The organism is Sphingomonas alpina, assembly GCF_014490665.1.
Taxonomy (GTDB): Bacteria; Pseudomonadota; Alphaproteobacteria; order Sphingomonadales; family Sphingomonadaceae; genus Sphingomonas; species Sphingomonas alpina.
Map to the genome: position 1 here is coordinate 1923984 of NZ_CP061038.1, position 24816 is coordinate 1948799.

A 24816-nucleotide genomic window follows, 5' to 3' on the forward strand; every position below is an offset into this window, starting at 1 on the left:
GGATACCCGCTTTCGCGGGAATGACAGGGCGGTTCGATCAAATGTCCTCCTGCCAAAAAGTCAGAACAGCCCTTCGATCTCGCCATTTGCCCCGAACCGGATCGACTCCGCCGCCGGCACGCGCGGCAATCCCGGCATGGTCATGATCTCACCGCAGATCGCCACGACGAATCCCGCGCCCGCCGACAGCCGCACTTCGCGCACCGGCACGACATGCCCGGTGGGGGCGCCGAGCTTCGCCGGATCGGTAGAGAAGCTGTACTGGGTCTTCGCCATGCAGACGGGCAGGGCGCCAAACCCGGCATCCTCCCACCGTTTCAGCTGTGCATGCACGCCCGGATCGGCAATCGCCTCTTCCGCGCGATAGATACGCGTCGCGACGGTGTTGATCTTGTCGAACAGCGACAATCCGTCGTCGTAGAGCGGCGCGAATTGCGGCGTCGCATGATCGCACAGTTCGGCGACCTTTTCAGCCAGCGCCTGTGCGCCCACGCCGCCATCGGCCCAATGCGTGCACAGGATCGCTTCGGACCCCTGCGCCGCGGCGATTTCGCGGATCACTTCAAGTTCTGCCTCGGTATCCGTCGAGAATTTGTTGATCGCGACGATCGCCGGCACCCCGAACTGCCGCACATTTTCGATATGCCGCGCCAGATTGACGCCGCCGCGCCGTACAGCCTCGGGATCGGCGATGCCGAGATCCGCCTTGGCCACACCGCCATTCATCTTCAGCGCGCGCACGGTCGCGACGATCACCGCCGCTGACGGTTTCAGCCCGGACTGACGGCATTTGATGTCGAAGAATTTCTCGGCGCCCAGGTCCGCTCCGAATCCCGCCTCGGTCACCACATAATCGCCCAGGCCAAGCGCGGCGCGGGTGGCGATTACCGAATTGCAGCCATGCGCGATGTTTGCGAACGGCCCGCCATGGACGAACGCCGGATTGCCCTCCAGCGTCTGCACCAGATTGGGTTTCACGGCCTGAGCCAGCAGCACCGCCATCGCGCCATCGGCTTTCAGGTCGCGCGCGGTGACCGGCTGCTTGCCGCGCGTATAGGCGACGACAATCCGCCCCAATCGCGCCTCGAGATCTTCCAGATCGCTCGCCAGGCACAGGATCGCCATGACCTCCGACGCGACCGTGATGTCGAAGCCGCTCTCACGCGGGTAGCCATTGGCGGGACCGCCGAGCGACTGGGCGATGTCGCGCAGCGCCCGGTCGTTCATGTCGAGCACGCGCCGCCACACGATCCGCCGTACGTCGATATCGAGCGCATTCCCCCAATGTACGTGATTGTCGATCATCGCCGCGAGCAGATTGTGCGCCGATGTGATGGCATGGAAATCGCCGGTGAAATGGAGGTTGATATCCTCCATCGGCACGACCTGGGCATAACCGCCGCCAGCGGCTCCGCCCTTCGTGCCGAAACACGGCCCGAGCGATGGCTCGCGCAGGCACAATATCGCGCGCTTGCCGATCCGGTTGAGCGCATCGGCCAGCCCGACCGAAGTGGTCGACTTGCCCTCGCCGGCCGGGGTCGGGTTGATCGCGGTGACGAGGATCAGCTTGCCCTGTTTTCCCGTCGCCGGGACGCGGGACAGGTCGATCTTCGCTTTGAAATGACCATAGGGTTCGACCGCCTGGGGAGGGATTGATAGCGTGGCGGCAATCTCATTGATCGGCTTCAGGATGGCGGCGCGGGAAATCGCGATGTCGGTCTGCATGGCGCCCGTCCTAGCCAAGGGCTGGCGCAACACAATCCTCCACGCTAGGGTTCCTGCAATGTTCCATCGAGATTCCAAATGACCGGCCTGACCATTTCGTTACTGTTGATTGTCGCTCTGCTGGCAGGGCTTGGGGCGGGCTGGTTCCTCGGCGGAAGGGGAAGCGCCGAGATGCGCGCCGAGCGCGATGCGCGCGCCGAAGAGTATAAACGTGTCCTTGTCGATCTCGCTTTGGCCGAGGAGCGGGCGCGGGCAGCCGTGCAACTTGCCGGGACGCTCGAGATCATTCGCGATGAGCGCGACATCGCGCGCACCGATCTTGCCACGCTGAAGGCGCAGGCCGGCGCCTTCGAGGCGCGCCTGACCGAGCTGCGCGAGGCGAAGGATTTGATGGCTGCGCAGTTCGCCGAGGTGTCCAACAAGCTGCTCATCGAAGCGCAGGAGACTTTCCTCACCCGCGCCGATGCGCGGTTCAAACAGTCGGAGGAAACCGCCGGCCAGAACCTCAAATCGATGCTCCAGCCGGTCAGCGACCGCCTGCTGAAATATGAGGAGACGGTCACCAAGGTCGAATCCGAGCGCAAGGGCGCCTTCGATCAGCTCAAAGGGCAACTCGAAGGGCTACGCGTCGGTCAGGAGAAGGTCAGCAGCGAGGCCGCGAAGCTGGTCAATTCGCTGCGCAACGCGCCCAAATCGCGTGGCCGCTGGGGCGAGCAGCAATTGAAGAATGTGCTCGAAACCTGCGGCCTGTCCGAACATACCGATTTCCAGACCGAGGTCAGCATAGCGGGGGGCGATGAAGGCGGACGGCTACGACCGGACGCGATCGTGAGGGTGCCGGGTGGCCGCAGCCTGGTGATCGACGCCAAGGTTTCGCTCAATGCCTATCAGGACGCCTTTGGCGCGGTGGATGAAGACGAGCGAACCCGCGGGCTGGTGCTGCACGCCGCATCGATGAAGGCGCATATCAATGGGCTCGGCAACAAGGCCTATTGGAGCCAGTTCGCCGATGCCCCGGATTATGTCATCATGTTCGTGCCCGGTGAGCATTTTCTGTCGGCCGCGCTCGAACAGGAACCAGCTCTGTGGGACTTCGCGTTCGAAAAGCGCGTGCTGCTCGCCACCCCGACCAACCTGATCGCGATCGCGCGCACGGTCTCGGCGGTGTGGCGCCAGGAACGGCTCGCCAAGGAAGCGCGCCAGATCGGCGAACTGGGCAAGGAACTGTACGACCGGCTGGCCAAGGCGGCCGGAGATCTGCGCAAGGTCGGGGGCGGACTGACCTCGGCGGTCAACAATTACAACGCCTTTGTTTCCAGTTTCGAAAGCCGTACGCTGGTCACGGCACGCAAGCTCAAGGACCTCAACATCGAGCCGGGCGCGCGCGAGATCGAGGACGTCCCCCCCGTCGAGGCACTGGCGCGCTATGGCGACGCGCCGGCATTGCTCGAAAGCAGCCTGGATGAGGCGGCCGAGTAAGTCCCGACCGGGCAAAGGTTTACAGCATCGACCGATCCGGTATCCGTTGGCGATGGCCAAGCTTCTTGTCCCCGGAGACCTCGCACCCTGGTTCCACGCCGCCGCACTTGGCGGCAGTCCGCGTTACGCATTCGACACCGTTGCCGGCCGGGCGATCGTCCTGCTGTTCCATGGCAGCGCCGGCTGGCCCGCAAGCCAGGCCGCCCTGCAGGTGGTCGAACGTCACCGGCATCTGTTCGACGATGCCAATGCCTGCTTCTTCGGCGTCTCGATCGATCCGCGCGATGTCACGGAACAGCGCATCGAGCCTTCATTGCCCGGCATCCGCTGGTTCCTCGATCAGGATCGGGCCGTATCCGGACGATATGGCGCAGTCGATAACGAACGAGAGGCACAGCGCTATCGCCCGCATTGGCTGCTGCTCGATGCGATGCTCCGCGTTGTCGACCGTGCCGAGATCTCCGACGGCGAAACGATCATGGCCGGGCTTGAGGCGCTGATCGGGCACAGTCGGGATCATGGCCAGGATGTCAGTGCGCCGGTGCTGATCGCGCCGCGCATATTGGAGCCCGCACTCTGTCGCCAGCTGATCGAGCTCTATGAGCGACAGGGCGGTGAGGAGTCCGGCTTCATGCGCGAAGAGAATGGAATGACCGTCCTCAAGGTCGACCATGCCCATAAGCGGCGGTCGGACTGTACCATCGAGGACGAGCAATTGATCGCGGCGCTCAGGGTGCGTCTCAACCGCTTCCTGCGCCCGATGATCAGCCGCGCCTTTCAGTTCGATGCGACGCGGATCGAACGCTGGATCGTCGCCTGTTACGATGACGATCAAGGCGGGGGCCATTTTCGCGCGCACCGCGACAACACCACCAAGGGTACGGCGCATCGTAAATTCGCCTGCACGATCAACCTCAATGCCGAAGACTATGAGGGGGGCGATCTGCGTTTTCCCGAATTCGGCGGACGCACCTATCGCGCACCGACTGGCGGCGCAGTCGTCTTTTCCTGCTCGTTGCTGCATGAAGCGACGCCCGTCACTCGCGGCAAGCGCTACGCCTTTCTGCCATTTCTGTATGATGATGCCGGCGCGGCGTTGCGGGAAGAGAATCTGCGCTTCCTGTCGCCCGAGTTCGGCAACTACAAGGCCGGGGTGCAGAAGTGATACCGTTCGACAACCAATGAGGTGAATCGTGGCACTCTTGATCGCGCTATTGCTCGGAACCGCCGGCGCTTCTCCCAGCGTGCCGGCAACGCATCAACAAGCACCGGTCGAGAAAGTGCGGGACGCGCGACTCAGTCAGGCGCTCACTGCCTTGCTCGCCAAGAATAATGCTCTCGCCCTGCAGCTGTTCGATCCCTTGCTTGCCGAGTATGAAGCGCTTCATCGTAATGAAAAGAGCCAGATCTTCTGCGCCGAAGGGGCGCAGGAGACCCTGCTTTACCTCACCGAATCCGCTGCCGCGAAACCGCCCCGTAATGCCATCGCCATCGCGCCCGATTGGTGTCTGGCGCTGTGGGGCAAAGGCTATGTCCTGATCGACATGGGCAAGCCCGACGCCGGCATACCGTTTCTGCAGAAAGCGATCGCGATGCGGCCGCATCGTGCCCAGTACCTCAACGAGCTGGGATACGCCTTCAAACAGCTCAAGGACTGGCCTGCGTCGCTCGATGCCTATCGGCGCGCCGAGGAGGCGGCCGAGTCTTCCGGCCCGGACCGCGCCAGGGATCTGGGGCGCGCCTGGTTCGGCATCGCCTATGTCATGGTCGAGCTAGGCCGCTGGGATGACGCGGAGGCGCTGCTGCAGAAATGCCTCAAGCTCGATCCGAACAACGTGAATGCCAAGAGCGAGCTTGAGTACATCAAGAAGAACCGGCCGAAATCGATCTGACGACGCGCATCACCGCCGTCCGGGGAATGTCGGCACCAGCACGAGTCGGGCCTGGCCACGCCCGCTCAGCACCAGCTTTCCGCCGCGATTGGAGCTGATACTCAGCCGTTGATTGAACGCGCCGAGGATGGCCAGCTCCTGAGCCATTACCCCGGGCTGGCAGCCCATCTGAGTCGCCATCAAGGGGCCCGCGACCAGGAAACCACGCTCGAAACGATAGGTGCCGCCGAAATTGTTGCAGCCGGTGCTGCCGCCGATGCGGTTGCCGGTAAAGGTCACCGTTGCTGGCTTCGGGCCCCGCGTCGGCAGGCCGCCGACGCTCTCGATCCGCCACGCGCCGGAAAGCAACGATGCAGGGGCGGGGGCAGGTGCCACGATCGACCTGCCACCGCATCCGCTCACGGTGCGGCGCCCGATCGTCACCGTCACCTTGTCCGGATAGACCCGGTCGCTCATCCCGTCGCTGCAGCGGACATTGGTGATATCGACGGTGATGCGGTCGGCCACATAGCGCCTGCCGTTGAAGCTCGGTCGCGGTTCAGGCGTGGAGGCAGTCACCCTGGTCCGGCCATAATCGCCGACATAGCGGATCAGGTCGCGGTCGATCACCAGCGTCCAACCAGGTTCAGTGCCGACCGCTTCATAGAGCGGCGCGCGCTCCCGCTGGGCGAGCGCGGTGCCGCCCAGCAGCATGGTGGGCACGGCGAAGGCAAGGGTGAGGGCGAACTTCATGGCGGATCTCCTTGAACCATCGCGGCTAGCGCTGCGTGGCTGAACCGATCATGACGCAGCCGATCGGCACGCCGTCAGCCGCGGCGCTGCGCCAATACTTCATAGGCCATCACTGCCGTCGCCACCGCTGCGTTGAGGCTGTCGGCCTTGCCCAGCATCGGGATCTTGACCAGCAGGTCGCACTCGGCGGCATAGTTGGGCGGCATGCCCTGCGCTTCATTGCCGGTGAGCAGGAAGGTCGGCGAGGCATAGCGCGCGGCGCGGTAGTCGCTTTCGGTATCGAGACTGAGACCGACCAGTTGGCCGGGACCGCTGCGCAGCCATGGCACGAACTCCGACCATTCCGCCTGCACCACCGGTACGGTGAAGAGTGCACCCATGCTCGCCCGGACCGCCTCGACCGAGAAAGGGTCGACGCTCTCGCCGATCAGGATCAGGCCGCCGGCGCCGACCGCATCGCCGGTGCGCAGGATCGTACCGAGATTGCCCGGGTCGCGCAGCCTTTCGGCGACCAGCCAGATATCGGCCTTGCCGCGCTCGAGCGCGTCGAGCGAACTGGCAAATTCGTCGAACACGCCGACCACCGCCTGTGGATTGTCCTTGCCCGACAGCTTGGACAGGATGTCGGGCGTGGTTTGAATCGACTCGCCGCCCGCTGCCTCGACGTCGATCGACAGCGCGTTGACCAGAGGATGGCCGGCGCTGGCGGCCGCATAGAAGAGGGTCTGGGGCAGGCGCCCGGTTTCGCGTGCTTCGGTCAGGATGCGCAGTCCTTCGGCAAGGAACTGGCGCTGTTCGCGGCGGTGACGCTTGTCGCGCAGCTCGCGCACCCGCTTGATCAGCGGGTTGGAAAAGGCGGTAATCTCACGCGGCATCAATCCTCGCCGAACTTGGCTTCCACCAGCTCGCACAAGGCGCCGACCGCCGCCTCGGCACCGTCGCCATCGGCGCTGATGGTGATCGAATCGCCCATCGCCGCGCCGAGCATCATCAGGCCCATGATCGAGGTGCCGGTGACGCTGCCCGCGCCGTCCTTCTCGACCGACAGCTCGACCGGCTGAGTCGAGGCGAGGGTGACGAACTTGGCACTGGCCCGCGCATGAAGGCCGCGCTTGTTGGTAATGAGGACCGTCCGTTGCACCGGCATCAAGCGGCAGCCTCGCCAAGCACCTCGGAAGCGACGGTAATATATTTCCGCCCCGCCTCGCGCGCCGCCGCGACGGCATCGACCACTTTCATCCGGGTCCGTGCCGAGGCAAGGCGGATCAGCATCGGCAGGTTGATCCCGGCGATCACTTCGACCCGGCCCTTCTCCATCAGCGAGATGGCGAGATTGGAGGGGTGCCGCCGAACAGGTCGGTCAGCAGGATGACGCCGTGACCGGTGTCGACCTGAGCGATCGCGTCAGCGATATCGCTGCGGCGCGCTTCCATGTCGTCGTCAGGGCCGATCGCGATGGTCGCGATACGATCCTGCTTGCCGACAACATGCTCCATCGCGGTCACGAATTCATCGGCGAGGCGCCCATGCGTCACCAGAACCAGGCCGATCATTGCAAAACAGTTCCACTTCCAGGCCCACTTGCCGGTGCACCCTCCAGCGAGTCCTGGGGCGCCGCGGCAAGATCGCGGTGAGTGACCGTGGGCGAAAATCCTTCGTCGCGCAACCGTTGGGCTACCCGTTCCGTGACATGCACCGAGCGGTGTCTCCCGCCGGTACAGCCGAACGCGACCGTCACATAGGATTTTCCTTCGGCCCTGTAGCGCGGCAGCAACAGCAGCAGCAGCGATTCGATCTGGGTCAGCGCGGCGTCATACGCAGGGTCGTCCGCGATATAGTCACCGACATCGGCGTCGAGCCCGGTTCCCGGCCGAAGCGCCTCGACCCAATGCGGATTTCGCAGGAAACGCATGTCGAACACCAGATCGGCATTGCGCGGCACGCCGCGGGCAAAACCGAACGACGTCACCGACAGGGTCGGCGCGCCGAGCTTCTCGCCGGAAAAAGTCTCGCGGACATTCTGCGCCAGTTCATTGGCGGTCATGCTGGTCGTGTCGATCAGCCGGTTCGCCCAACCCCGCAAAGGGGCAAGCAGCTCGCGTTCGCGCGCGATGCCGTCGCTTGCCGGCCGGTCGAGCGCCAATGGATGGCGCCGCCGCGTCTCGGAATAGCGTCGCTCGAGCTCGCCGCCGGCGCAATCGAGGAACAGCGTGCCGATGTCATGGCCATGTTCCGCGCGCAGCTTCTCGATTCGCTTGACCACGCGTTCGGGATCGAAATCGCGCGTTCGGGCGCCGATTCCGAGCGCCAGCGGCTGCGATGCATTCTCCGCGCTTTCCGGCAACGGCGCCGACAGCAGCCGGTCGAGCAGCAGCAAAGGCAGATTGTCGACCACTTCCCAGCCGAGATCCTCAAGCGTCCTGAGGACGGTCGACTTGCCCGCGCCCGACATGCCGGTGACGAGCAGGATATTCTTGGGGTCGCGGCTCATGCCGGCGCTATGATTCGCCGCAATGCCAGCTCGACCTTGATCGGCGCGGCGTTCTCATGCGCGTCCAGCGTGATTTCGGGGATCGCGATCCCGGCGATCTTTCGCTCCATCCGTTCGAGCGGCATGCGGTCGAATCCGCCGGCCAGCCGCACCACCAGAGCAGCAGGCACTCGCTCGACATGCTCCATCGGGACAATACCGATGCCGCGTACTTCGATCTTGCCGGCGATCGTGACCGGCGCCGTCGCGAGCAATGTTTCGCCGTTGCGGATCAGGATCGTATAATCGTCGCTGACCAGGACCGCGCCGCGATCGATCAGGCGCAGCGCGAGATCCGACTTGCCGGCCCCCGACGGTCCTTCGATCAACACGGCCCGGCCGTCGATGGCCACGGTCGACACGTGCAGCGTCTCGGTCGAGACGCCGGCAGTTTTTGGCGGAAATTTGGAGTCGCGGCTCATCTGCGATCCCTTAGGGGTAATGTCACCACGAAACGTGCCCCGCTCAATCGATCCTCGCGCGATTCGACCACGATCGATCCCTGATGCCCCTCGACGATGGTCCGCGCAATGGCGAGGCCTAAACCCGAATGCTTACCGAATTCCTCGCTCTCGGGGCGCAGCGACTGAAACCGGCTGAATACCTGCTCGCGGGCTTCTTCCGGCACACCGGGCCCTTCATCCTCGACCTTGATGACCAGTTCGTCCTGGTCGCGTGCCGCAGCGATGGTGATCAGGCCACCATCGGGCGAGAAGGACACCGCATTGTCGACCAGATTCTCGAACACGCGCTCGAGCCGCGATCCTTCGCCCATCACGATCAGCCGGTCGCTCTTGCGATGATCGAAGCGCAACCGGATGCCACGCTCGATGCCGCGATCGTCGCGCTGGGCGAGCAGAGCGTCGAGCATCGCGCCGATATCGACCGGTTCGAACTTGGCGCGGCTGAGCTGCGCATCGAGCCGCGATGCCTCCGAAATGTCGGTGATCAACCGGTCCATGCGATGGACATCGTCGCGTACGATAGCGAGCAGCCGCTCCTGCAGTTCCGGGTCGCGCACCCGCGACAGGCCCTCGACCGCGGAACGAAGCGAGGCGAGGGGATTCTTCATCTCATGCGCGACATCGGCGGCGAACGCTTCGGTCGCATCGATCCGCGCGCGCAACGCAAGACTCATGTCCGACAAAGCGCGGGCGAGCATGCCGACCTCATCGCGGCGCGTCGGCAGGCGCGGCACGACCACTTCGCGCGCGCGCCCGAGCCGCACCCGCACCGCCGCGCGCGCCAGGCGGCGCAACGGCCGCACGATCGTCCGTGCGAGGAACAGCGACAACAGGATCGAGACGATCGCGACGATCAGCAGCACGACGCTGAGGCGGAAGCGCTCGACCCGCACCGTCTGGGTGATGTCGGTCGCGTTCATTGTCGTCATCACCACGCCCTGGACGCCCTTGAGCCCCGATATGGCGGCGGCGGCCGTGATCACCGGCGTCCGGTCGGGCGCGCGCCACACCGTCGCGGGTGCGGTCTCGGTGTTGCGCGCGGTGCGCACATCGGGCCAGTCGAACCCGGCGCTGCGCTCGCGATAGAGTGGCGCGCGCGGCGTGCCGACCACGGTATCGATCATCGCGTCGAGGAAGCGCGCGGCACCCTGACCCCAATCCTGTTTATCGGGGTCCTTCAACACGACGTTGCGAAGGCCGAGCGAGCGCGTGTCGCTGATCAGCGTCCCCGCCTCGTCATAAAGGCGCAGCCGCGCCCCGGTATCGCGGGCGAGGCGCAGCGCCAGTGCATCGCGGCGCGCCGGCTGAACCGAGCGCATCGCCTCGGCGATCAGCCTTACCTCGCGGCTGGCCTGGGCGACACGGCTGTCGACGATCCGGCTGCGATAGGAATCGAGGTAGAAGAACCCGCCGGCCAGCAGCGCAAGCGCGAAAATATTGACGAACAGGATCCGCGGCGTGAGCGAAACACGGCCGGACCAGCGAAGCGTCAGCTCGCCGTCGTCAGTCTCACGCATCATTCCTCGGAGAAGCGATATCCGGCGCCATACAGGGTTTCGATGGCATCGAATTCGGGGTCGATCTGCCGGAATTTACGCCGCACGCGCTTGATATGGCTGTCGATGGTGCGGTCATCGACATAGATATCGTCCTGATAGGCAGCATCCATCAGCTGGTTGCGCGTCTTCACGATGCCCGGCCGCTGCGCCAGGGTTTCGAGGATCAGGAATTCGGTCACGGTCAGCGTGACATTGGCGCCGCCCCAGGTCACGCGGTGCCGCGCGGTATCCATGGTCAGTCGCCCGCGCTCCAGTTCGCCGCCCGGCGATTCCTCATCGCCGGCCGGCCCGGCCTGGGCCAGTTCGGTGCGGCGCAGGATCGCGCGGATGCGGGCAATCAGCAGGCGTTGCGAGAAAGGCTTGGCGATATAATCGTCCGCGCCCATCGCGAGACCCAGCGCCTCGTCGAGCTCATCATCCTTGGAGGTCAGGAAGATGACCGGCGTTGCCTGCTTCTCACGCAGCCGCCGGAGCAGTTCCAGCCCGTCCATGCGCGGCATCTTGATATCGAAGATCGCCAGGTCGGGCGGATTCTCGATCAGCGCCTTGAGCGCGGTTTCGCCGTCGGAATAGACCCGCGTCACAAAGCCCTCGGCCTGCAGCGCGATCGACACGGATGTCAGGATGTTGCGGTCGTCATCGACCAGCGCGATTGTCGCCGTCATTCGGCAGCCTCATGGTTTGTTACGGTTGAGGTAGTGCAAAGCCGGGGCCCGCTCAACCGGCTTGTCCGGTGCGCGGTCGCCATTTGCGGGGCGGCGGACCGCTGTTCTGGCGGAATAAAAAAACCACCCCTGTTATGTTGGATTTTGGCTGCGGATTTATGGCGGTATTTCAGCATCATACATTGCATCACCGCTGTTATGGAACAGCGGTGATTAACAGGGGTGGAATGGACCGGAACAGGGGTGGGAACAGCGGACGGCGGATTCATCCGGTGCAGGGTTTGTGGTTGTGGGGCGTTTGGTTGGACCATGCCCGGCCCATGGCACGCCCGGGCGAGCGATAGAATCGGACGGTCCAGCGGGCCGCGCGTGGAATTACGCGAAAACAGGAGGCGCTTGGCAGGAGCATCCGCCCATCCTACCGCCGCGTCATGAGTCGCTTCCTGATCATCTGTGCGCCGTTCACGATCTACGCAACCATGGCGAGCGCGGCACTCGCTCCTTCGCCACCCGTCGACGTGCAATACCACCGGCCGACCGATATATTCATCCTGCTCGACAATCTGCCTGACTGGTTGCCGGGTTATACTGCATCAGCCTATGGCGCGGATTGGTCGCGGCAATACGGATTGAGCGCACGAGATCGTCGCCTGCTCGCCGCCTATCGCGCCTTTCGGCTGCGCACTGCGCCCGTGGCGCGGGATGAACCGGCCTCCGGACCAATGACCGTATTGGCGGCCAAGACGCTGCGTGATCTTGACCCATTCTCCAGGCCGTTCTTTGCCGGAGCCGATTTCGCGCAGAGCGCCCGTACGGCAATTGCGGCGCAGCCGGCCAGCGATCGAGCGATGCTGCGTGCCTATGTCGCGCGCTTCGCGCCACGTGCGACGACCTTGTTGGCTGCACAATCGCGATTTGGCGCGCAGCATAAACGGCTGGCAGCAGAGCTGACCGATCCGAAGCTGGCCGGTTTCATCGCCGAAATGCGGGCCTTTTACCGTGTACCGCCCGCGCCGGCCTTTACCGCGCGGTTCGTGTGGTGGCCCGATCGCGCCACCACTCAGGCCAAGGTGCGAGGGCGGTATATCCTGCTGCAATCCAATCCGAACGCCGACATGCAGGAAATGAATTGGGCGCCGATCGTGCTGCACGAATTTGCGCACTACCTCTCGGCGGGCATGGATGATGGTATCCGGCAGCGCCTTTCAACGGCCTATCTGCGGCTATGTCCTGCGGCCGCCTCGATGCGAAATCCGCTCAACGCGCTGGAGGAACCGCTGGCAATCTATTGGGGACAATATCGCTATAGTCGGGCGATCGGGGGCGCGAACTGGCGCCGGACGAAAGCTGGTATAACCAACCAGTCGCCGACCGCATCGCCAAGGCGCTGGCGCGCGCCTTTCCTGCCGATGCGCCTGCACCGCGGCTGGACGATCCGCGGCTGATCGAAGTCGCTGGTATCGCCTGCACCGCTGGTTGAGATGAATTGGTCCGCGGGCTTCGACAGGCTCAGCCCGAACGGAGGAGGGGAAGGCCGCTAGAGTCTGCGCCGCGCCGGCACCCAGCGGTTGACCGGCGCAAGCATCGCCGCCGCAAGCGGATCGGCCGGTTGCGTCCCCGCCTCGGCATAATGATAGACCATCGCCGAGCGGCGATAGTCGGCGACATTGTCGGTCGAGCGGTGCATCAGATAGCTGTGGAAGAACAGCACGTCGCCCGGCTCCATCAGCGCGGGTTCGTCCGCCGATGTGTCCTGAGAGACGATCTCGAGATAGCCCTGCAGCGTTTCAGGACGCCGGTCGGGGACATGCTCATGGATGATGTTCGCCTGGTGTGAACCCGGCAGCACCCAGAGGCAGCCATTCTCGATCGTCGCGGCGCTAAGCGCGACCCACACGCCGATCTGCGGCTGGCGGTCATAACGGAAATAATAGCCGTCCTGGTGCCAGGGCTGGCCGATCACGCCCGGGTTCTTGAAGATGAACTGACTCTGGAAACAGTCGATGTCGGGGCCGAGCAGGTTGGCCAGCCGCGCGGTGATCGCCGGGTCGACCGCCAGTTCATGCGCTGCGCCAACTGCGTGGCAGTTGAACACCTTGGCGATATAATCCTCCGGGTTGCGCGCGACCGGGCTTGGCGCGGTCTCGGGATAGATCAGCAGATCCTGTGCGGTGAGATAGACGCGCTCACCGAGATGCGCCGCCGGCGGATCGGCGGCGATGGCCGCGATTGTCTCGGCCTCGATCTGTGCAACGCGCTCCTTCGCAATCAGGCTGCGTTCGAAGAAATATCCCTTCTCCTGCCAGGACCGAGTCGACGCCTTAGTCAGCATAATCCTCTCCAGTTTGATATTTTTATGGAATTTAAATAAGAATATATCTATTCCTGGATAAATCCAGACCGCAATCGTTCGGCAGTGAGAGGGTGGAGCATTTGACGTCCGGCGCGCATGAGCGCGGTTCCGGCGCAGTTGGCGTGCGCCCGTTGGCCCAATGTTTGACGCTCCGGCGTGGCGGCGATATGCGCCCAATCATCACATTGGTATGCGGCAACGCCCGCACTGCATTATTCGGAGAGACAAACGTGAGCGATCGCATTCCCGACGCCGGCCTTGAAGCGCAGGGTATCGAGACCCGCGCCAATCTGCACTGGAACCTGGTCACTGCGCGCCTGATTCAGGCCGCGATCTCACGCGGCGAGGGCAAATTGTCCGCCGACGGCCCGCTGGTCGTCGAAACCGGTGCGCATACCGGACGCTCGGCGCAGGACAAATTCATCGTCCGCGATGCCGAGACCGAGAACACTGTGTGGTGGGGCAAGAGCAACAAGGCGATGTCTCCTGAGCATTTCGCCGCGCTGAAGACCGATTTCCTCGCTGCGCTGAAGAGCAAGGAAGATCTGTTCATCCAGGATTTGTTCGGCGGATCGCAGCCCGAGCACCGCGTCAACGTCCGCGTCGTGACTGAACTTGCCTGGCACAACAGCTTTATCCGCACGATGCTGGTGCGACCGGAAGAGAGCCAGCTGCGCGGCTTCGTCGCCGATTACACGATCATCGACCTGCCGAGCTTCGTTGCCGATCCGGCCAAGCATGGCTGCCGCAGCGAGACGGTGATCGCGGTCAATTTCACCGAGAAGCTGATCCTGATCGGCGGCACGCGTTATGCCGGCGAGATGAAGAAGTCGGTGTTCGGCCTGCTCAATTACCTGCTGCCGCCGACCGGTGTGATGCCGATGCATTGTTCGGCCAATATGGGCGCGAATGGCGACACCGCCGTGTTCTTCGGTCTGTCGGGCACGGGCAAGACGACACTCAGCGCCGACGCCAGCCGCACGCTGATCGGCGACGACGAGCATGGCTGGTCGGACACCGCCGTGTTCAATTTCGAGGGCGGTTGCTACGCCAAGATGATCCGCCTGTCGGCCGATGCCGAGCCGGAGATCTTTGCGACGACCAAGCGGTTCGGCACGATCCTGGAAAATGTCGTGATGGACCAGGTCACACGCCAGCTCGACCTTGACGATGACAGCCTCGCCGAAAACAGCCGCGGCGCCTATCCGATCGACTTCATTCCGAATGCGTCGGAGAAGAATATGGGGCCGGTGCCGCGCAACATCATCTTCCTGACCGCGGACGCCTACGGCATCCTGCCGCCGATCTCGAAGCTGACGCCGGACCAGGCGATGTACCATTTCCTGTCGGGCTATACCGCGCGCGTCGCGGGCACCGAGATCGGCGTGACCGAGCCGAGCGCGACCTTCTCGACCTGTTTCGGCGCGCCGTTCATGCCGCGCCACCCATCGGTCTATGGCAATCTGCTGAAGGAGCGGATCGCCAAGGGCGGGGTCGATTGCTGGCTGGTCAATACCGGCTGGACCGGCGGCAAATACGGCGTCGGCAAGCGCATGCCGATCAAGGCGACCCGCGCATTGCTCAATGCCGCGCTCGACGGCAGCCTGAACGACGCGGAGTTCCGCACCGATCCGAATTTCGGCTTCAAGGTGCCGGTTGCGGTGACGGGCGTCGACAGCGCGATCCTCGACCCACGCGAAACATGGTCGAACAAGGCTGAATATGACGCGACGGCGGCCAAGCTGGTCGATGAGTTCGTCAACAATTTCGCCCAGTTCGCAGACCATGTCGATGAGGGCGTGCGACAATCGGCACCTGCTTCCCGAACCGCCCAGACTGTGTAACAGCCCGGTCATCGGATCGGGCACCAAGGAAAGCCTGATACGATGACCGACCTGCCATTTCGCCCTTTTGCCGATGACGCCGCGATCCGCCGGATCGGGGAGGGGTTGCTCGCGTGCACGCTGCCCAAGGCGGAATGGACGCATGAGGCGCATCTCGGCGCGACCCTGTGGCTGATCCGCGATCGGCCCGATATCGACGTCGATACGCGGATCGCAGCGATCATCTCCGCCTATAATGAGAGCGTCGGCGGCGTGAATGACGACACGCAGGGCTATCACGACACGATCACGCGCTGTTTCGTCGCCGGGATCAGGCTGCATCTGTCCGGCCGTGCGCCGGGCGAAGCGCTGGTCGAGGCAGTCAATACGCTGCTGGCGTCCCCGATCGGGCTGCGCGACTGGCCGCTGCGTTTCTACAGCCGGAAACGCCTGTTTTCCGTCGCTGCGCGGAGGGGATTCGTGCCACCCGACCTGGTCGCTTTGCCCTGATTTCGCCGCGGGGCGATTCAGGCTGACAGCATTGCCGTTCGGTCCTAGGCTGACCCCGGACCGCAAGGAGCGCGACAGATGAACGTAATGGACATCATCAATCAGGCGGGCGGTATCAGCGCCATTTCCAGCCAGCTCGGCATCGACGAAGGCACAGCGCAGGCGGGCGCCGCGGCACTGCTCCCCGCGATCCTCGGCGGCATGAAGGGGCAGGCGCAACAGCATCCTGACGGTCTGGCCGGCCTTGCGGGCATTCTCGGCAGCCTTGGCGGCGGGGGCCTGCTCGCCAATGTCCTCGCGCCCGGCGCCAGCGACGTGAATGCCGGTAACAACGTGCTGGGCCAGATTTTCGGTTCGAAGGATGTCAGCCGTACCGTAGCCGACCATGCCGCAGCGCAAAGCGGTGTGTCGTCGGATCTGCTCAAGAAGATGCTGCCGCTGCTGGCCATGGCGGTCGCGGGCTATCTGGCGAAACAGGCGAGCGCTTCGTCGACCGGCGCCGCATCGGAAAGCCCGCAGAGCGGTCTTGGCGGCATGCTCGGTGGCCTTGTCGGGTCGATCCTCGGCGGCGGTCAGCAGGCGGCGCCACAACCGGCCCCGGCAGCACCGACGGCGTCGGGCTGGGGCGGGCTCGGATCGCTGATCGACCTGAACCATGACGGCAATCCGCTTGACGATATCCTCGGCATGGCGGGCAAGCTCACGGGGCGCTGAATTGGGGCGCTGAGTGGGGCACTAAGCATAACGGCTGAGGTATTCCCGGCCGGCCGCGTCGTCATTCGGTCGGCCAGATCGGGCGCTGCGTCCCGGTCGCGGTTCGCGCCATCAGGATTCGCTCGTGTGCAGGGCCGGTTCGGCTTAGCGTGCGATGCCGCTTAGGGCACCGTTCGAGTCGAAGGAATTGATCATGGGATTGCTTGATGGACTGCTTGGCCAGGTTGCCGGCAATGTCGATATCGCGAACCTTGCCGCCAAGGTCGGCCTGACACCGGAGCAAGCCGAAAGTGCGGTGACCGCGCTGGGCCAGGCGCATCCCGAACCCGGCGATACCGTGGCGACCGCCGCCTCGACCACAGGCATTTCGCCGGACATCCTGCAGCAGGTCGTCGGCCATATCGGCGGTGAAGGGTCGCTTGCCCAATTTGCCAGCCTGCTCGGTGCGTCCGGCGGTGCCGATGGCATCCTGGGCAAGGTCGGCGGGCTGCTCGATCGCGACGGCGACGGTAACCCGCTCGACGATATCGCCGGCCTGGCCGGCGGCCTGTTCGGCAAGAAATGATCCCGAAAGGGTAATCCCCGGGTCCCCGGCGCGAGCCGGGGGCCGTCAGGCGGCGGGAAGGGCGATCGTCTCGACCACCAGCACGCCGGCTTCGATCGCGACCACGCGCATTCGCGCGCCGGTCGGGGCATCCGGCCCGCGTGCCGGCCAACTGCCATCGGCCTGCCGGACCCGGCCGGAACCGGATTCGATCGCCTGCTCGACCGTGACGATCTCACCGATCAGCCGTGCGCCACGATCGTTGAGCATCGGATCACTCGAGGCGACCGGATAGTCGCGATACCAGCGGCGCCCGATCATCACCGCAACGCCGCTCCAGATCGCAAAGGACGCGAACTGCACGATCGGCGGCAGGTCGGGCAGCGCGAGCATCACCACGCCGGTGATCGCCGCGGCGATCGCGATGAAGACCAGGAAGACGCCGGGCAGGACCAGTTCGGTGACGCCCAGCACCAGCGCCGCGATGAGCCAGAATGCGCCGGCGCTCATCCCGTCGATCGTCACTGCTCACCCCGCGTCACGGGAACGCGCGGGCGGGCAGGGGCGGCAGGCGATGCCGCCGGACGATCCGCCAGCGCCTCGCGCGCGATCTCGCCGATGCCGCCCAAAGTACCGATCAGTTGTGTCGCCTCGACCGGGAACAGGATGGTCTTGGCGTTGGGCGAGGTGGCGAACTTGCCGACTGCCTCGACATATTTCTGCGCGATGAAATAGTTGATCGCCTGTGGGCTGCCCTGCTCGATCGCGACCGACACCACCCTGGTCGCGGTCGCCTCGGCCTCGGCAGCGCGCTCGCGTGCTTCCGAATCGCGGAACGCCGCCTCGCGCCGGCCTTCGGCTTCGAGGATCTTCGACTGTTTCTGGCCCTCGGCGCGCAGGATCTCCGATGCGCGGCTGCCTTCGGCTTCGAGGATGTTGGCGCGCTTTTCGCGTTCGGCCTTCATCTGGCGGCCCATCGCGTTGACGATATCGGCGGGCGGGCGAATGTCCTTCACTTCGACGCGGGTGATCTTCACGCCCCAGGCGGTGGTCGCGTGATCGACCACGGAGAGCAGCCGGGCGTTGATCTCGTCGCGCTTGGACAGGGTCTCGTCGAGGTCCATCGAGCCCATCACGGTGCGAAGATTGGTCGTGGTCAGCTGCAGGATCGCGACATAGAGTTCGGACACTTCATACGCCGCCTTGGCCGCGTCGAGCACCTGGAAGAACACCACGCCGTCGACCGCGACCATGGCGTTATCCTTGGTGATGATCTCCTGCCCCGGAATATCGATCACCTGCTCCATCATGTTGATGCGGCGGCCGACGCGATAAAAGAAGGCAGGGTAGAAATTGAACCCCGGGCGCGCCGTTGTCGTGAAGCGGCCGAAATGTTCGATCGTATATTGATAGCCTTGCCGGACGATCTTGATGCTCGTGAAGAGGTAGAGCAGCACCAGCGCCAGCACGAGCACGCCTGCGGTCAATTCCATGATATCGCCCTCTTCCAATCGGTCGCACCAGATTTAGCACATCGGTTGGGCAAGAACAGCCAAATGCGGTGCCGCGGACCCTAGCGCTTATCGGCACCTTTGGTTACATGAGCCGCCACGATTCTCCCCCGCGCAGGAACTGGCACCCCATGGAAATCCGCCTCGGCCTCACCTTCGACGATGTTCTGCTGTATCCGGCGGAGTCCGACATCGTTCCCAGCCAGGCCAACACATCGACTCAGCTGACGCGCGGCATCAAGCTCGACATCCCGATCCTGTCCTCGGCGATGGACACGGTGACCGAGGCCGACATGGCGATCGTCATGGCGCAGCTTGGCGGCATCGGCGTGCTTCACCGCAATATGGAGATCGACGAGCAGGTCGCCGCGGTGCGTCAGGTCAAGCGCTTCGAATCCGGCATGGTGGTCAACCCGATCACCATCGCACCCGACGCCACGCTGGCCGAAGCGCAGGCGCTGATGACCCGGCATCGGATCAGCGGCATTCCGGTGGTCGAGAAGGACGGCAAGCTGGTCGGTATCCTGACCAATCGCGACGTACGCTTTGCCGGCAACCCGCGCCAGCCGGTCGCCGAACTGATGACGCATGAGAATCTCGCCACCGTGTCGAGCGGCGTGTCGCAGGACGAGGCCCGCCGCCTGCTGCATCAACGCCGGATCGAAAAACTGCTGGTGGTCGATGAGAGCTATCGCTGCGTCGGCCTGATCACCGTCAAGGACATGGAAAAGGCGGTCAATTACCCCAATGCGACCAAGGACGCGGCGGGCCGGCTGCGCGTCGCCGCGGCGACGACGGTCGGCGACAAGGGGTTCGAGCGGACCGAGGCGCTGGTCGATGCCGAGCTCGACCTGATCGTGATCGACACCGCGCATGGCCATAACCGCGACGTCGCGCGCGCGGTCGAGCGGGTGAAGAAGCTGAGCAATTCGGTGCAGGTCATCGCCGGCAACGTCGCGACGGCGGAAGCCGCGCGCGCGCTGATCGATGCCGGGGCGGACGGGATCAAGGTCGGCATCGGGCCGGGCTCGATCTGCACGACGCGCGTCGTCGCCGGGGTCGGCGTACCGCAGCTGACCGCAGTGATGGAATGCGCCGCCGAAGGCCATAGGAGCGGCGTTCCGATCATTGCCGATGGCGGCATCCGTACTTCGGGCGATATCGCCAAGGCATTGGCCGGCGGCGCGTCGAGCGTGATGATCGGGTCGCTGCTCGCCGGCACCGAGGAAGCGCCGGGCGAAACCTTCCTCTATCAGGGTCGGGCGTATAAATCCTATCGCGGCATGGGGTCGGTCGGCGCGATGGGCCAGGCTCCGCCGATCGCTATTTCCAGGGCGATATCAAGGATCAGCTCAAGCTGGTGCCCGAAGGCATTGAGGGGCAGGTCGCGTTCAAGGGGCCGGCGCGCGACGTGATCCACCAGTTGGTCGGCGGCGTGAAGGCGGCAATGGGGTACACCGGATCGGCGACGATCGAGGAATTGCAGAAGCGCGCGCGGTTCGTGCAGATCACCGGTGCGGGGCTGATGGAAAGCCATGTGCATGACGTGACGATCACGCGTGAGGCGCCGAATTATCCGACGCGGTAGGCTTTCTTCGTCACCCCGGACTTGTTCCGGGGTCCACCGTGCCGCAAGAGCAACGCCTATAGCCTAAGCGGCGCAGTGGATGCCGGAACAAGTCCGGCATGACGAAGTCTGGAATATCAAATGACACCATCGGCACGAATTCAGGCAGCGATCGAGCTGCTCGATGCGATCGTCGTCGCCGCGCGTGACCAGGGCGCGGCGGCCGACACGCTGATCGCGCGGTATTTCGCCGAGCGGCGCTATGCCGGCAGCAAGGATCGGCGCGCGGTGCGCGAGCTGGTCTATGCGGCGATCCGGCAGTTGGGCGATCGCCCCAAAAGCGGCCGGGCGGCGATGCTCGCGCTGGCGCAGGCCGATCCGGATATCGCGGCATTGTTCGACGGCTCGGCGCATGCCCCGGCCGCGATCGGTGCGAGCGAAACCGCGGGCAAGATCGGCACCGCCCCGGACTGGATCGTCGCCAAGTTGCTCGATTCCGGCATCGGCGAGGAAGAACTCCCCGCGCTGATCGACCGCGCGCCGCTGGACGTACGGATCAACCGCCTCAAGCCCGCGCCCGAGCCGATCGAGGGTGCCGAACCGATCGCCGCATTGCCCGATGCGCTGCGATTGCCCTCGGGTACCAATGTCGAGGCGCTGGAGGCGGCGAAGGACGGCGCGATCGAGGTACAGGATGCGGGCAGCCAGATCGTCACCATGGCGGCGAAGGCCGCGCCCGACATGCGCATCGTCGACCTTTGCGCCGGAGCCGGCGGCAAGACGCTCGCCTTGGCGGCGGCGATGGATAATCGCGGCGTGCTGCTCGCCACCGATACCGATCGCAACCGCCTGTCGCGCCTGGCGCCGCGCGCCGCGCGGGCCGGGGCGACGATCATCGAGACGCGGCTGCTCAACCCGACGCGCGAGGCCGAAGCACTGGAGGATTGGCAGGGCAACAGCGATTGCGTGCTGATCGATGCGCCCTGTTCGGGCACCGGCACCTGGCGGCGCAACCCCGAGGCGCGCTGGCGGCTGACCCCGGACCGGATCGAGCGGCTCGTCGCAACCCAGGCGCATGTGCTCGAGATCGGCGCGAACCTGGTCAAGCCGGGCGGGGCGCTGATCTATATCGTCTGCTCGCTGCTCGACAACGAAGGAGCGGGGCAAGTCGCACATTTCCTCGGCGAGCATCCGGAGTGGAGTGTCGACCAACTCGACTTGCCCGCCGGGCGAACGCATGGCCCCGGCATCCGGCTCACACCGGCGCATGATGATACCGACGGGTTTTTTGTCGCAAGACTGAAACGGCCATGCTAGCCGAACCATTGTGACAAAACCCGTTCTGCCCCTGTTGGAGAGCATCATGCGTTATTCGTCCGTCGCCGCCGCCGCAGCCCTGACGCTGCTCACGGTATCGACTGCCCTCCATGGCCAGCGCCCCGACGATCAGATCGACCCGCGCTCGATGGCTTTGCTTGCGCAGGGCAAGGCAGCGCAGGCGGCGGGCAATCTGGACGGCGCGACCGACGCGCTCGAAACCGCCCTGGTGGTCGATCCGCGCAATCGCGCCGCGTTCATCGTGCTCGGCGACGTGGCCCAGGCACGCGGCCTGCCCGGCAAGGCAATCCGCCTGTACCGCGAGGCGCTGCTGCTTGAGCCGAACGATCGCGTCGCGCTGCAGGGCCAGGGCGAGGCCCTGGTCGCCAAGGGCGCGGTGATCCAGGCCAAGGCGAACCTCGGCAAGATCAAGACCCTGTGCGGCAAGGCGGCCTGTCCCGAGGCGGTGACGCTGGCGGCAGTGATCGCCAAGGGGCCGCCGATCGTGACGGCGGCGGCGCAGACCAAGGTGCCCGAGAAGCCGGCAACCGCTAAGGAATAAGAGTCAGGGCAGGATCTGAGAGGAAGACGCGCACGCGCTCGCTCAGCGGGCAGCCTTTGCTCGCGAGAATATCCAATGCTTTCCGGGCATTTTCCTTGTTCGCGGTATTTCCGGCGAAGTTTCTTACCGAATTGTCGAAGTCGAGCACGATGTTGACCGTGCCGATCGCCATGCGCAGGTCGACTTTGCTGATATCCGTATAGGGCCGGCGTTTCAGTCGGATCACGCGGTATTCGAAATCGGTCTGGTGCAGGACCAGCAGCGGCGCGAGGTTGGAATCGGTCATCGAGATCCACGGGATGCCTTTCCACCCGCCAAAGGCGGCAACCAGCGGAATCTCCACGCTGCCGCCCGGGCGAAGAATGACCGGTGAGCGTGCGCGCCGCATTTTTCCGCGGATCAGGAAGAAGGCTAGTACAGCGAACTGGACGAGGAAGAGCAGGACCAGCGCTGCGATCACGAAGGGTGGAATGTCGGTAATCGCGCCAGCCCCTATTATGTTGCCCTGCACCTTCGATCCGCCCCAGGGTACCTGCAATTGCGGGATTTCTTGGGACGACTGAGTTTGCTTGTACAGCAAATCGTCTTCGGTGAACGGTACCGATGCCGCATGTTATCGCATTTTCCAGGCTCTCCATCTCGGGGCTGGAAATTGTGATCCGACCCTGGAGCAGGGTAGATCAAACCCACGCCGTTCACGCTGAGCCGGGATCGCTCGGGTGATACCATATAGACGAGGTGTAAGGAGCACGACCGGAGCGGGCGCGCTCAACGGTGATCGATTACAACTTAAGTGCTCAAGTTAATACTTGATATATAACGATATTGTCAAAATCTCATGGCGAAGTGACGTCGGGGTATGAGACATGAGATATGCGACATACCGGTGTCCCATATCTCCCGCCGCCAGTCCCTCAGCCTTGTTGCTGGCGGCGATTCTACCATTACCCGGGATCGGGCATCTCATCTCTCGTCGAGCATATACCGGCGCGCTCTTTCTCAGTGTCGAACACAGGATCGCCAGAACCGGCGTGCAAAATTCCTTACGCGCTCATCACGCGCGCCACCTCGGTAAACTCCGCGACGCTTACAGTTTCCGCCCGGCGGGTCGCTTCGATCCCGACCTGCTCCAGCGCCGCTAGTGCGCCGGGCACGCCCTTGACGCTCTGGCGCAGCATCTTGCGCCGCTGCCCGAACGCGGCACCGGTCAGGCGTTCCAGCACCGCGAAATCCACGCCCTCGGGGGCCGCCTGCGGCACGATATGCACCACAGCGGACATCACCTTGGGCGGCGGCGTAAAAGCCGAGCGGTGGACCGGCATGGCGAGCTTCGCGCTGCTGCGCCACTGGGCGAGCACCGCAAGCCGGCCATAGGCGTCGTCATCCGTCCCGGCGACGATGCGGTCGGCGACTTCCTTCTGGAACATCAGCGTCAGGCTCGACCACCAGGGGAGCCAGCCGGCCGAGAGCCAGCGGACCAGGAGTGCCGTGCCGATATTATAGGGCAGGTTGGAGACGATGTGCGGCTTGCCCTCGAACAGGGCGGCCGCGTCGATCTCCAGCGCATCCTCCTCGATCACGCGCAGCTTGCCGGGAAAGGCATCGCCCAGTTCGGCAAGCGCGGGGATGCAGCGGCGGTCGCGCTCCACTGCGGTCACGCGCGCACCCGCCTGAAGCAAGGCGCGGGTCAGGCCGCCGGGGCCGGGACCGACCTCGAACACTTCGGCATCCTTCAGATCGCCCGGCACGCGCGCAATGCGCGACAGCAATTGTCCGTCGAGCAGGAAGTTCTGCCCCAATGCCTTGCTCGCGGTCAGTCCATGGCGCGCGATGACCTCGCGCAGTGGCGGTAATGTGTCGGTCACGCGTCCGCGGCGGCGCGGCGCGCGGTCGCTTCTCCGGCCATCTTAATCGCAGCGATCATCGCGCCGGGCTCGGCCTTGTCCTGACCGGCGATACCGAAGGCGGTGCCGTGGTCGGGCGAGGTGCGCACGATCGGCAGGCCGAGCGTGATGTTGACGCCTTCATCGAAATGCAGCGTCTTGAGCGGCACCAGCGCCTGGTCGTGATAGCAGCAGATCGCCGCGTCATAGGTGACGCGCGCGCGGTCGTGGAACATGGTGTCGGCGGCGAACGGGCCGGTCGCATCGATGCCCTCGTCGCGCAGCTGCGCGATCGCCGGGATGATGAAGTCGATTTCCTCGCGCCCGATCGCGCCGCCTTCGCCGGCATGCGGGTTGAACCCGGCAAAGGCGAGGCGCGGCGCGGCAATCCCGAAATTGCGCTGCAGCCCGCGGGCCGTCGCCCGGCCCTTGGCGACGATCAACTCGATCGAGAGCATCGCCGATACCTTGTCCAGCGCGACATGCGTGGTCACCGGCACCACGCGCAGTGTCGGCCCGGCCAGCATCATCACCGCATTGTCGCCGGCAATGCCACAGCGTTCGGCGATGAATTCGGTCTGGCCCGGATAATTGAAGCCGATCTGATAGAGTTGTGCCTTCGACACCGGGCCAGTGATCAGCGCACGGGCGGCATCCGATCGCGCAAGGCCGGCCGCCATTTCGAGCGAGTGCAGCGCGCAGCGCGCGCCATCGACGTCAGGCCGGCCGGGCACGATCTCACCGCCATCCTCGACATTGAGGACGGGCAGGGCGGTGGCGAAGGCCTGGTTAGCCTCGGCCGGGTCGCTGATCCGGGCGACAGGCCCTTGCCAGACAGCCGAGATCGCGCGTGCATCGCCGACCGCGAAGAACGGCGCGAGCGCATGCGCATCGCGTTTGAGCCATGCCTTGGCGATCACTTCGGGCCCGATCCCGGCAGGGTCGCCCATCGAAACGGCAAGCGGCAGGGTCATCGGACGGGCCGC

Annotated in this window: 24 protein-coding genes and 2 pseudogenes; 11 read left to right on the plus strand and 15 right to left on the minus strand. The window is 64.7% G+C overall.

Annotated features, from left to right (window positions below; genetic code table 11):
- Nucleotides 1–60: 60 nt before the first annotated feature.
- Entirely contained in the window at nt 61–1725 is a 1665-nt protein-coding gene (locus tag H3Z74_RS08790) for a formate--tetrahydrofolate ligase (RefSeq protein WP_187763512.1), read from the minus strand.
- A 78-nt stretch (nt 1726–1803) separates the two neighbouring features.
- Here H3Z74_RS08790 and H3Z74_RS08795 point away from each other — a divergent pair, with 78 nt between their 5' ends.
- The 3 genes from H3Z74_RS08795 to H3Z74_RS08805 are packed head-to-tail and all read left to right on the plus strand — an operon-like array spanning nt 1804 to nt 5096.
- A complete protein-coding gene (locus tag H3Z74_RS08795; protein WP_187763513.1) occupies nt 1804–3204 on the plus strand; it encodes a DNA recombination protein RmuC in 1401 nt (466 codons plus the stop codon).
- Between the two features lie 52 nt (nt 3205–3256).
- On the plus strand, nt 3257–4369 hold the full coding sequence (locus H3Z74_RS08800) for a 2OG-Fe(II) oxygenase (RefSeq protein ID WP_187763514.1): 1113 nt from the start codon (nt 3257–3259) through the stop codon (nt 4367–4369).
- Nucleotides 4370–4397: 28 nt separating this feature from the next.
- Complete coding sequence (locus tag H3Z74_RS08805; RefSeq protein WP_187763515.1) at nt 4398–5096, plus strand: tetratricopeptide repeat protein; 699 nt, start codon at nt 4398–4400, stop codon at nt 5094–5096.
- A 9-nt stretch (nt 5097–5105) separates the two neighbouring features.
- Here H3Z74_RS08805 and H3Z74_RS08810 read toward each other — a convergent pair whose 3' ends face one another.
- From H3Z74_RS08810 to H3Z74_RS08845, 8 genes and pseudogenes are all read right to left on the minus strand, one after another.
- Nucleotides 5106–5828 (minus strand): META domain-containing protein, encoded by a 723-nt coding sequence (locus tag H3Z74_RS08810; RefSeq protein WP_187763516.1) that lies wholly within the window; start codon nt 5826–5828, stop codon nt 5106–5108.
- Between the two features lie 74 nt (nt 5829–5902).
- Nucleotides 5903–6703, minus strand: coding sequence for a TrmH family RNA methyltransferase (locus H3Z74_RS08815; RefSeq protein ID WP_187763517.1), 801 nt, complete (start codon nt 6701–6703; stop codon nt 5903–5905).
- Nucleotides 6703–6975: an HPr family phosphocarrier protein gene (locus tag H3Z74_RS08820; RefSeq protein ID WP_034158322.1), complete on the minus strand. Its 273-nt coding sequence runs from the start codon at nt 6973–6975 to the stop codon at nt 6703–6705. The genes H3Z74_RS08815 and H3Z74_RS08820 overlap by 1 nt, the downstream gene beginning before the upstream one ends.
- Nucleotides 6975–7381: pseudogene (locus tag H3Z74_RS08825) on the minus strand (PTS sugar transporter subunit IIA). The gene H3Z74_RS08820 and the pseudogene H3Z74_RS08825 overlap by 1 nt, the downstream one beginning before the upstream one ends.
- Nucleotides 7378–8319 (minus strand): RNase adapter RapZ, encoded by a 942-nt coding sequence (gene rapZ, locus H3Z74_RS08830; RefSeq protein ID WP_187763518.1) that lies wholly within the window; start codon nt 8317–8319, stop codon nt 7378–7380. The pseudogene H3Z74_RS08825 and the gene rapZ overlap by 4 nt, the downstream one beginning before the upstream one ends.
- On the minus strand, nt 8316–8780 hold the full coding sequence (locus H3Z74_RS08835; protein WP_187763519.1) for an HPr kinase/phosphorylase: 465 nt from the start codon (nt 8778–8780) through the stop codon (nt 8316–8318). The genes rapZ and H3Z74_RS08835 overlap by 4 nt, the downstream gene beginning before the upstream one ends.
- Entirely contained in the window at nt 8777–10339 is a 1563-nt protein-coding gene (locus H3Z74_RS08840) for a sensor histidine kinase (protein WP_187763520.1), read from the minus strand. The genes H3Z74_RS08835 and H3Z74_RS08840 overlap by 4 nt, the downstream gene beginning before the upstream one ends.
- On the minus strand, nt 10339–11046 hold the full coding sequence (locus tag H3Z74_RS08845; protein ID WP_187763521.1) for a response regulator transcription factor: 708 nt from the start codon (nt 11044–11046) through the stop codon (nt 10339–10341). Before H3Z74_RS08845 ends, H3Z74_RS08840 begins: the two co-directional genes overlap by 1 nt.
- 431 nt (nt 11047–11477) lie before the next feature.
- Between H3Z74_RS08845 and H3Z74_RS08850 the strand changes: the two genes are divergently transcribed.
- Nucleotides 11478–12491: a hypothetical protein gene (locus H3Z74_RS08850; protein ID WP_187763522.1), complete on the plus strand. Its 1014-nt coding sequence runs from the start codon at nt 11478–11480 to the stop codon at nt 12489–12491.
- Nucleotides 12492–12583: 92 nt separating this feature from the next.
- Here H3Z74_RS08850 and H3Z74_RS08855 read toward each other — a convergent pair whose 3' ends face one another.
- A complete protein-coding gene (locus H3Z74_RS08855) occupies nt 12584–13378 on the minus strand; it encodes a phytanoyl-CoA dioxygenase family protein (RefSeq protein WP_187763523.1) in 795 nt (264 codons plus the stop codon).
- Nucleotides 13379–13629: 251 nt separating this feature from the next.
- On the opposite strand from H3Z74_RS08855, the gene H3Z74_RS08860 reads away from it, so the two are divergent.
- The 4 genes from H3Z74_RS08860 to H3Z74_RS08875 all read left to right on the plus strand — a co-directional run bounded on the left by H3Z74_RS08860 (nt 13630) and on the right by H3Z74_RS08875 (nt 17011).
- A complete protein-coding gene (locus tag H3Z74_RS08860) occupies nt 13630–15243 on the plus strand; it encodes a phosphoenolpyruvate carboxykinase (RefSeq protein ID WP_187763524.1) in 1614 nt (537 codons plus the stop codon).
- A gap of 42 nt (nt 15244–15285) precedes the next feature.
- Entirely contained in the window at nt 15286–15732 is a 447-nt protein-coding gene (locus tag H3Z74_RS08865; RefSeq protein WP_187763525.1) for a hypothetical protein, read from the plus strand.
- 78 nt (nt 15733–15810) lie between these two features.
- Nucleotides 15811–16446 (plus strand): DUF937 domain-containing protein, encoded by a 636-nt coding sequence (locus H3Z74_RS08870; RefSeq protein WP_187763526.1) that lies wholly within the window; start codon nt 15811–15813, stop codon nt 16444–16446.
- A gap of 193 nt (nt 16447–16639) precedes the next feature.
- Nucleotides 16640–17011, plus strand: a complete 372-nt coding sequence (locus H3Z74_RS08875) for a hypothetical protein (RefSeq protein WP_187763527.1) — start codon at nt 16640–16642, stop codon at nt 17009–17011.
- A 45-nt stretch (nt 17012–17056) separates the two neighbouring features.
- On the opposite strand, the gene H3Z74_RS08880 is transcribed toward H3Z74_RS08875, so the two are convergent.
- On the minus strand, nt 17057–17515 hold the full coding sequence (locus tag H3Z74_RS08880; protein ID WP_229726984.1) for an NfeD family protein: 459 nt from the start codon (nt 17513–17515) through the stop codon (nt 17057–17059).
- Nucleotides 17512–18483 carry an SPFH domain-containing protein gene (locus H3Z74_RS08885; protein ID WP_187763528.1) on the minus strand — a complete coding sequence of 324 codons (972 nt, stop codon included), beginning with the start codon at nt 18481–18483 and terminating at the stop codon, nt 17512–17514. The genes H3Z74_RS08880 and H3Z74_RS08885 overlap by 4 nt, the downstream gene beginning before the upstream one ends.
- A 149-nt stretch (nt 18484–18632) precedes the next feature.
- Here H3Z74_RS08885 and guaB point away from each other — a divergent pair.
- The 3 genes and pseudogenes from guaB (at nt 18633) to H3Z74_RS08900 (ending at nt 21947) form a co-directional block, all read left to right on the plus strand.
- Nucleotides 18633–20089 (plus strand): annotated as a pseudogene (gene guaB, locus H3Z74_RS08890) (IMP dehydrogenase).
- Between the two features lie 120 nt (nt 20090–20209).
- The gene (locus H3Z74_RS08895; RefSeq protein ID WP_187763529.1) at nt 20210–21385 is read left to right on the plus strand and encodes an RsmB/NOP family class I SAM-dependent RNA methyltransferase; all 1176 of its coding nucleotides are present in this window, start codon (nt 20210–20212) and stop codon (nt 21383–21385) included.
- Nucleotides 21386–21431: 46 nt separating this feature from the next.
- Entirely contained in the window at nt 21432–21947 is a 516-nt protein-coding gene (locus H3Z74_RS08900; RefSeq protein ID WP_187763530.1) for a tetratricopeptide repeat protein, read from the plus strand.
- Here H3Z74_RS08900 and H3Z74_RS08905 read toward each other — a convergent pair.
- The 3 genes from H3Z74_RS08905 to pdxA all read right to left on the minus strand — a co-directional run bounded on the left by H3Z74_RS08905 (nt 21937) and on the right by pdxA (nt 24804).
- Nucleotides 21937–22407: a hypothetical protein gene (locus H3Z74_RS08905; RefSeq protein WP_229726985.1), complete on the minus strand. Its 471-nt coding sequence runs from the start codon at nt 22405–22407 to the stop codon at nt 21937–21939. The two genes, H3Z74_RS08900 and H3Z74_RS08905, sit on opposite strands and share 11 nt — an antisense overlap.
- Nucleotides 22408–22990: 583 nt before the next feature.
- Nucleotides 22991–23812: a 16S rRNA (adenine(1518)-N(6)/adenine(1519)-N(6))-dimethyltransferase RsmA gene (gene rsmA, locus H3Z74_RS08910; RefSeq protein ID WP_187763531.1), complete on the minus strand. Its 822-nt coding sequence runs from the start codon at nt 23810–23812 to the stop codon at nt 22991–22993.
- Nucleotides 23809–24804 (minus strand): 4-hydroxythreonine-4-phosphate dehydrogenase PdxA, encoded by a 996-nt coding sequence (gene pdxA / locus H3Z74_RS08915; protein WP_187763532.1) that lies wholly within the window; start codon nt 24802–24804, stop codon nt 23809–23811. The genes rsmA and pdxA overlap by 4 nt, the downstream gene beginning before the upstream one ends.
- Nucleotides 24805–24816: the final 12 nt, after the last annotated feature.

Coding starts and splice junctions, on each gene's coding strand:
- H3Z74_RS08790 (WP_187763512.1), bottom strand. CDS start 1,725: ATGCAGACCGACATCGCGATTTCCCGCGCCGCCATCCTGAAGCCGATC.
- H3Z74_RS08795 (WP_187763513.1), top strand. CDS start 1,804: ATGACCGGCCTGACCATTTCGTTACTGTTGATTGTCGCTCTGCTGGCA.
- H3Z74_RS08800 (WP_187763514.1), top strand. CDS start 3,257: ATGGCCAAGCTTCTTGTCCCCGGAGACCTCGCACCCTGGTTCCACGCC.
- H3Z74_RS08810 (WP_187763516.1), bottom strand. CDS start 5,828: ATGAAGTTCGCCCTCACCCTTGCCTTCGCCGTGCCCACCATGCTGCTG.
- H3Z74_RS08815 (WP_187763517.1), bottom strand. CDS start 6,703: ATGCCGCGTGAGATTACCGCCTTTTCCAACCCGCTGATCAAGCGGGTG.
- H3Z74_RS08820 (WP_034158322.1), bottom strand. CDS start 6,975: ATGCCGGTGCAACGGACGGTCCTCATTACCAACAAGCGCGGCCTTCAT.
- rapZ (WP_187763518.1), bottom strand. CDS start 8,319: ATGAGCCGCGACCCCAAGAATATCCTGCTCGTCACCGGCATGTCGGGC.
- H3Z74_RS08835 (WP_187763519.1), bottom strand. CDS start 8,780: ATGAGCCGCGACTCCAAATTTCCGCCAAAAACTGCCGGCGTCTCGACC.
- H3Z74_RS08840 (WP_187763520.1), bottom strand. CDS start 10,339: ATGCGTGAGACTGACGACGGCGAGCTGACGCTTCGCTGGTCCGGCCGT.
- H3Z74_RS08845 (WP_187763521.1), bottom strand. CDS start 11,046: ATGACGGCGACAATCGCGCTGGTCGATGACGACCGCAACATCCTGACA.
- H3Z74_RS08850 (WP_187763522.1), top strand. CDS start 11,478: ATGAGTCGCTTCCTGATCATCTGTGCGCCGTTCACGATCTACGCAACC.
- H3Z74_RS08855 (WP_187763523.1), bottom strand. CDS start 13,378: ATGCTGACTAAGGCGTCGACTCGGTCCTGGCAGGAGAAGGGATATTTC.
- H3Z74_RS08865 (WP_187763525.1), top strand. CDS start 15,286: ATGACCGACCTGCCATTTCGCCCTTTTGCCGATGACGCCGCGATCCGC.
- H3Z74_RS08870 (WP_187763526.1), top strand. CDS start 15,811: ATGAACGTAATGGACATCATCAATCAGGCGGGCGGTATCAGCGCCATT.
- H3Z74_RS08875 (WP_187763527.1), top strand. CDS start 16,640: ATGGGATTGCTTGATGGACTGCTTGGCCAGGTTGCCGGCAATGTCGAT.
- H3Z74_RS08885 (WP_187763528.1), bottom strand. CDS start 18,483: ATGGAATTGACCGCAGGCGTGCTCGTGCTGGCGCTGGTGCTGCTCTAC.
- H3Z74_RS08895 (WP_187763529.1), top strand. CDS start 20,210: ATGACACCATCGGCACGAATTCAGGCAGCGATCGAGCTGCTCGATGCG.
- H3Z74_RS08900 (WP_187763530.1), top strand. CDS start 21,432: ATGCGTTATTCGTCCGTCGCCGCCGCCGCAGCCCTGACGCTGCTCACG.
- pdxA (WP_187763532.1), bottom strand. CDS start 24,804: ATGACCCTGCCGCTTGCCGTTTCGATGGGCGACCCTGCCGGGATCGGG.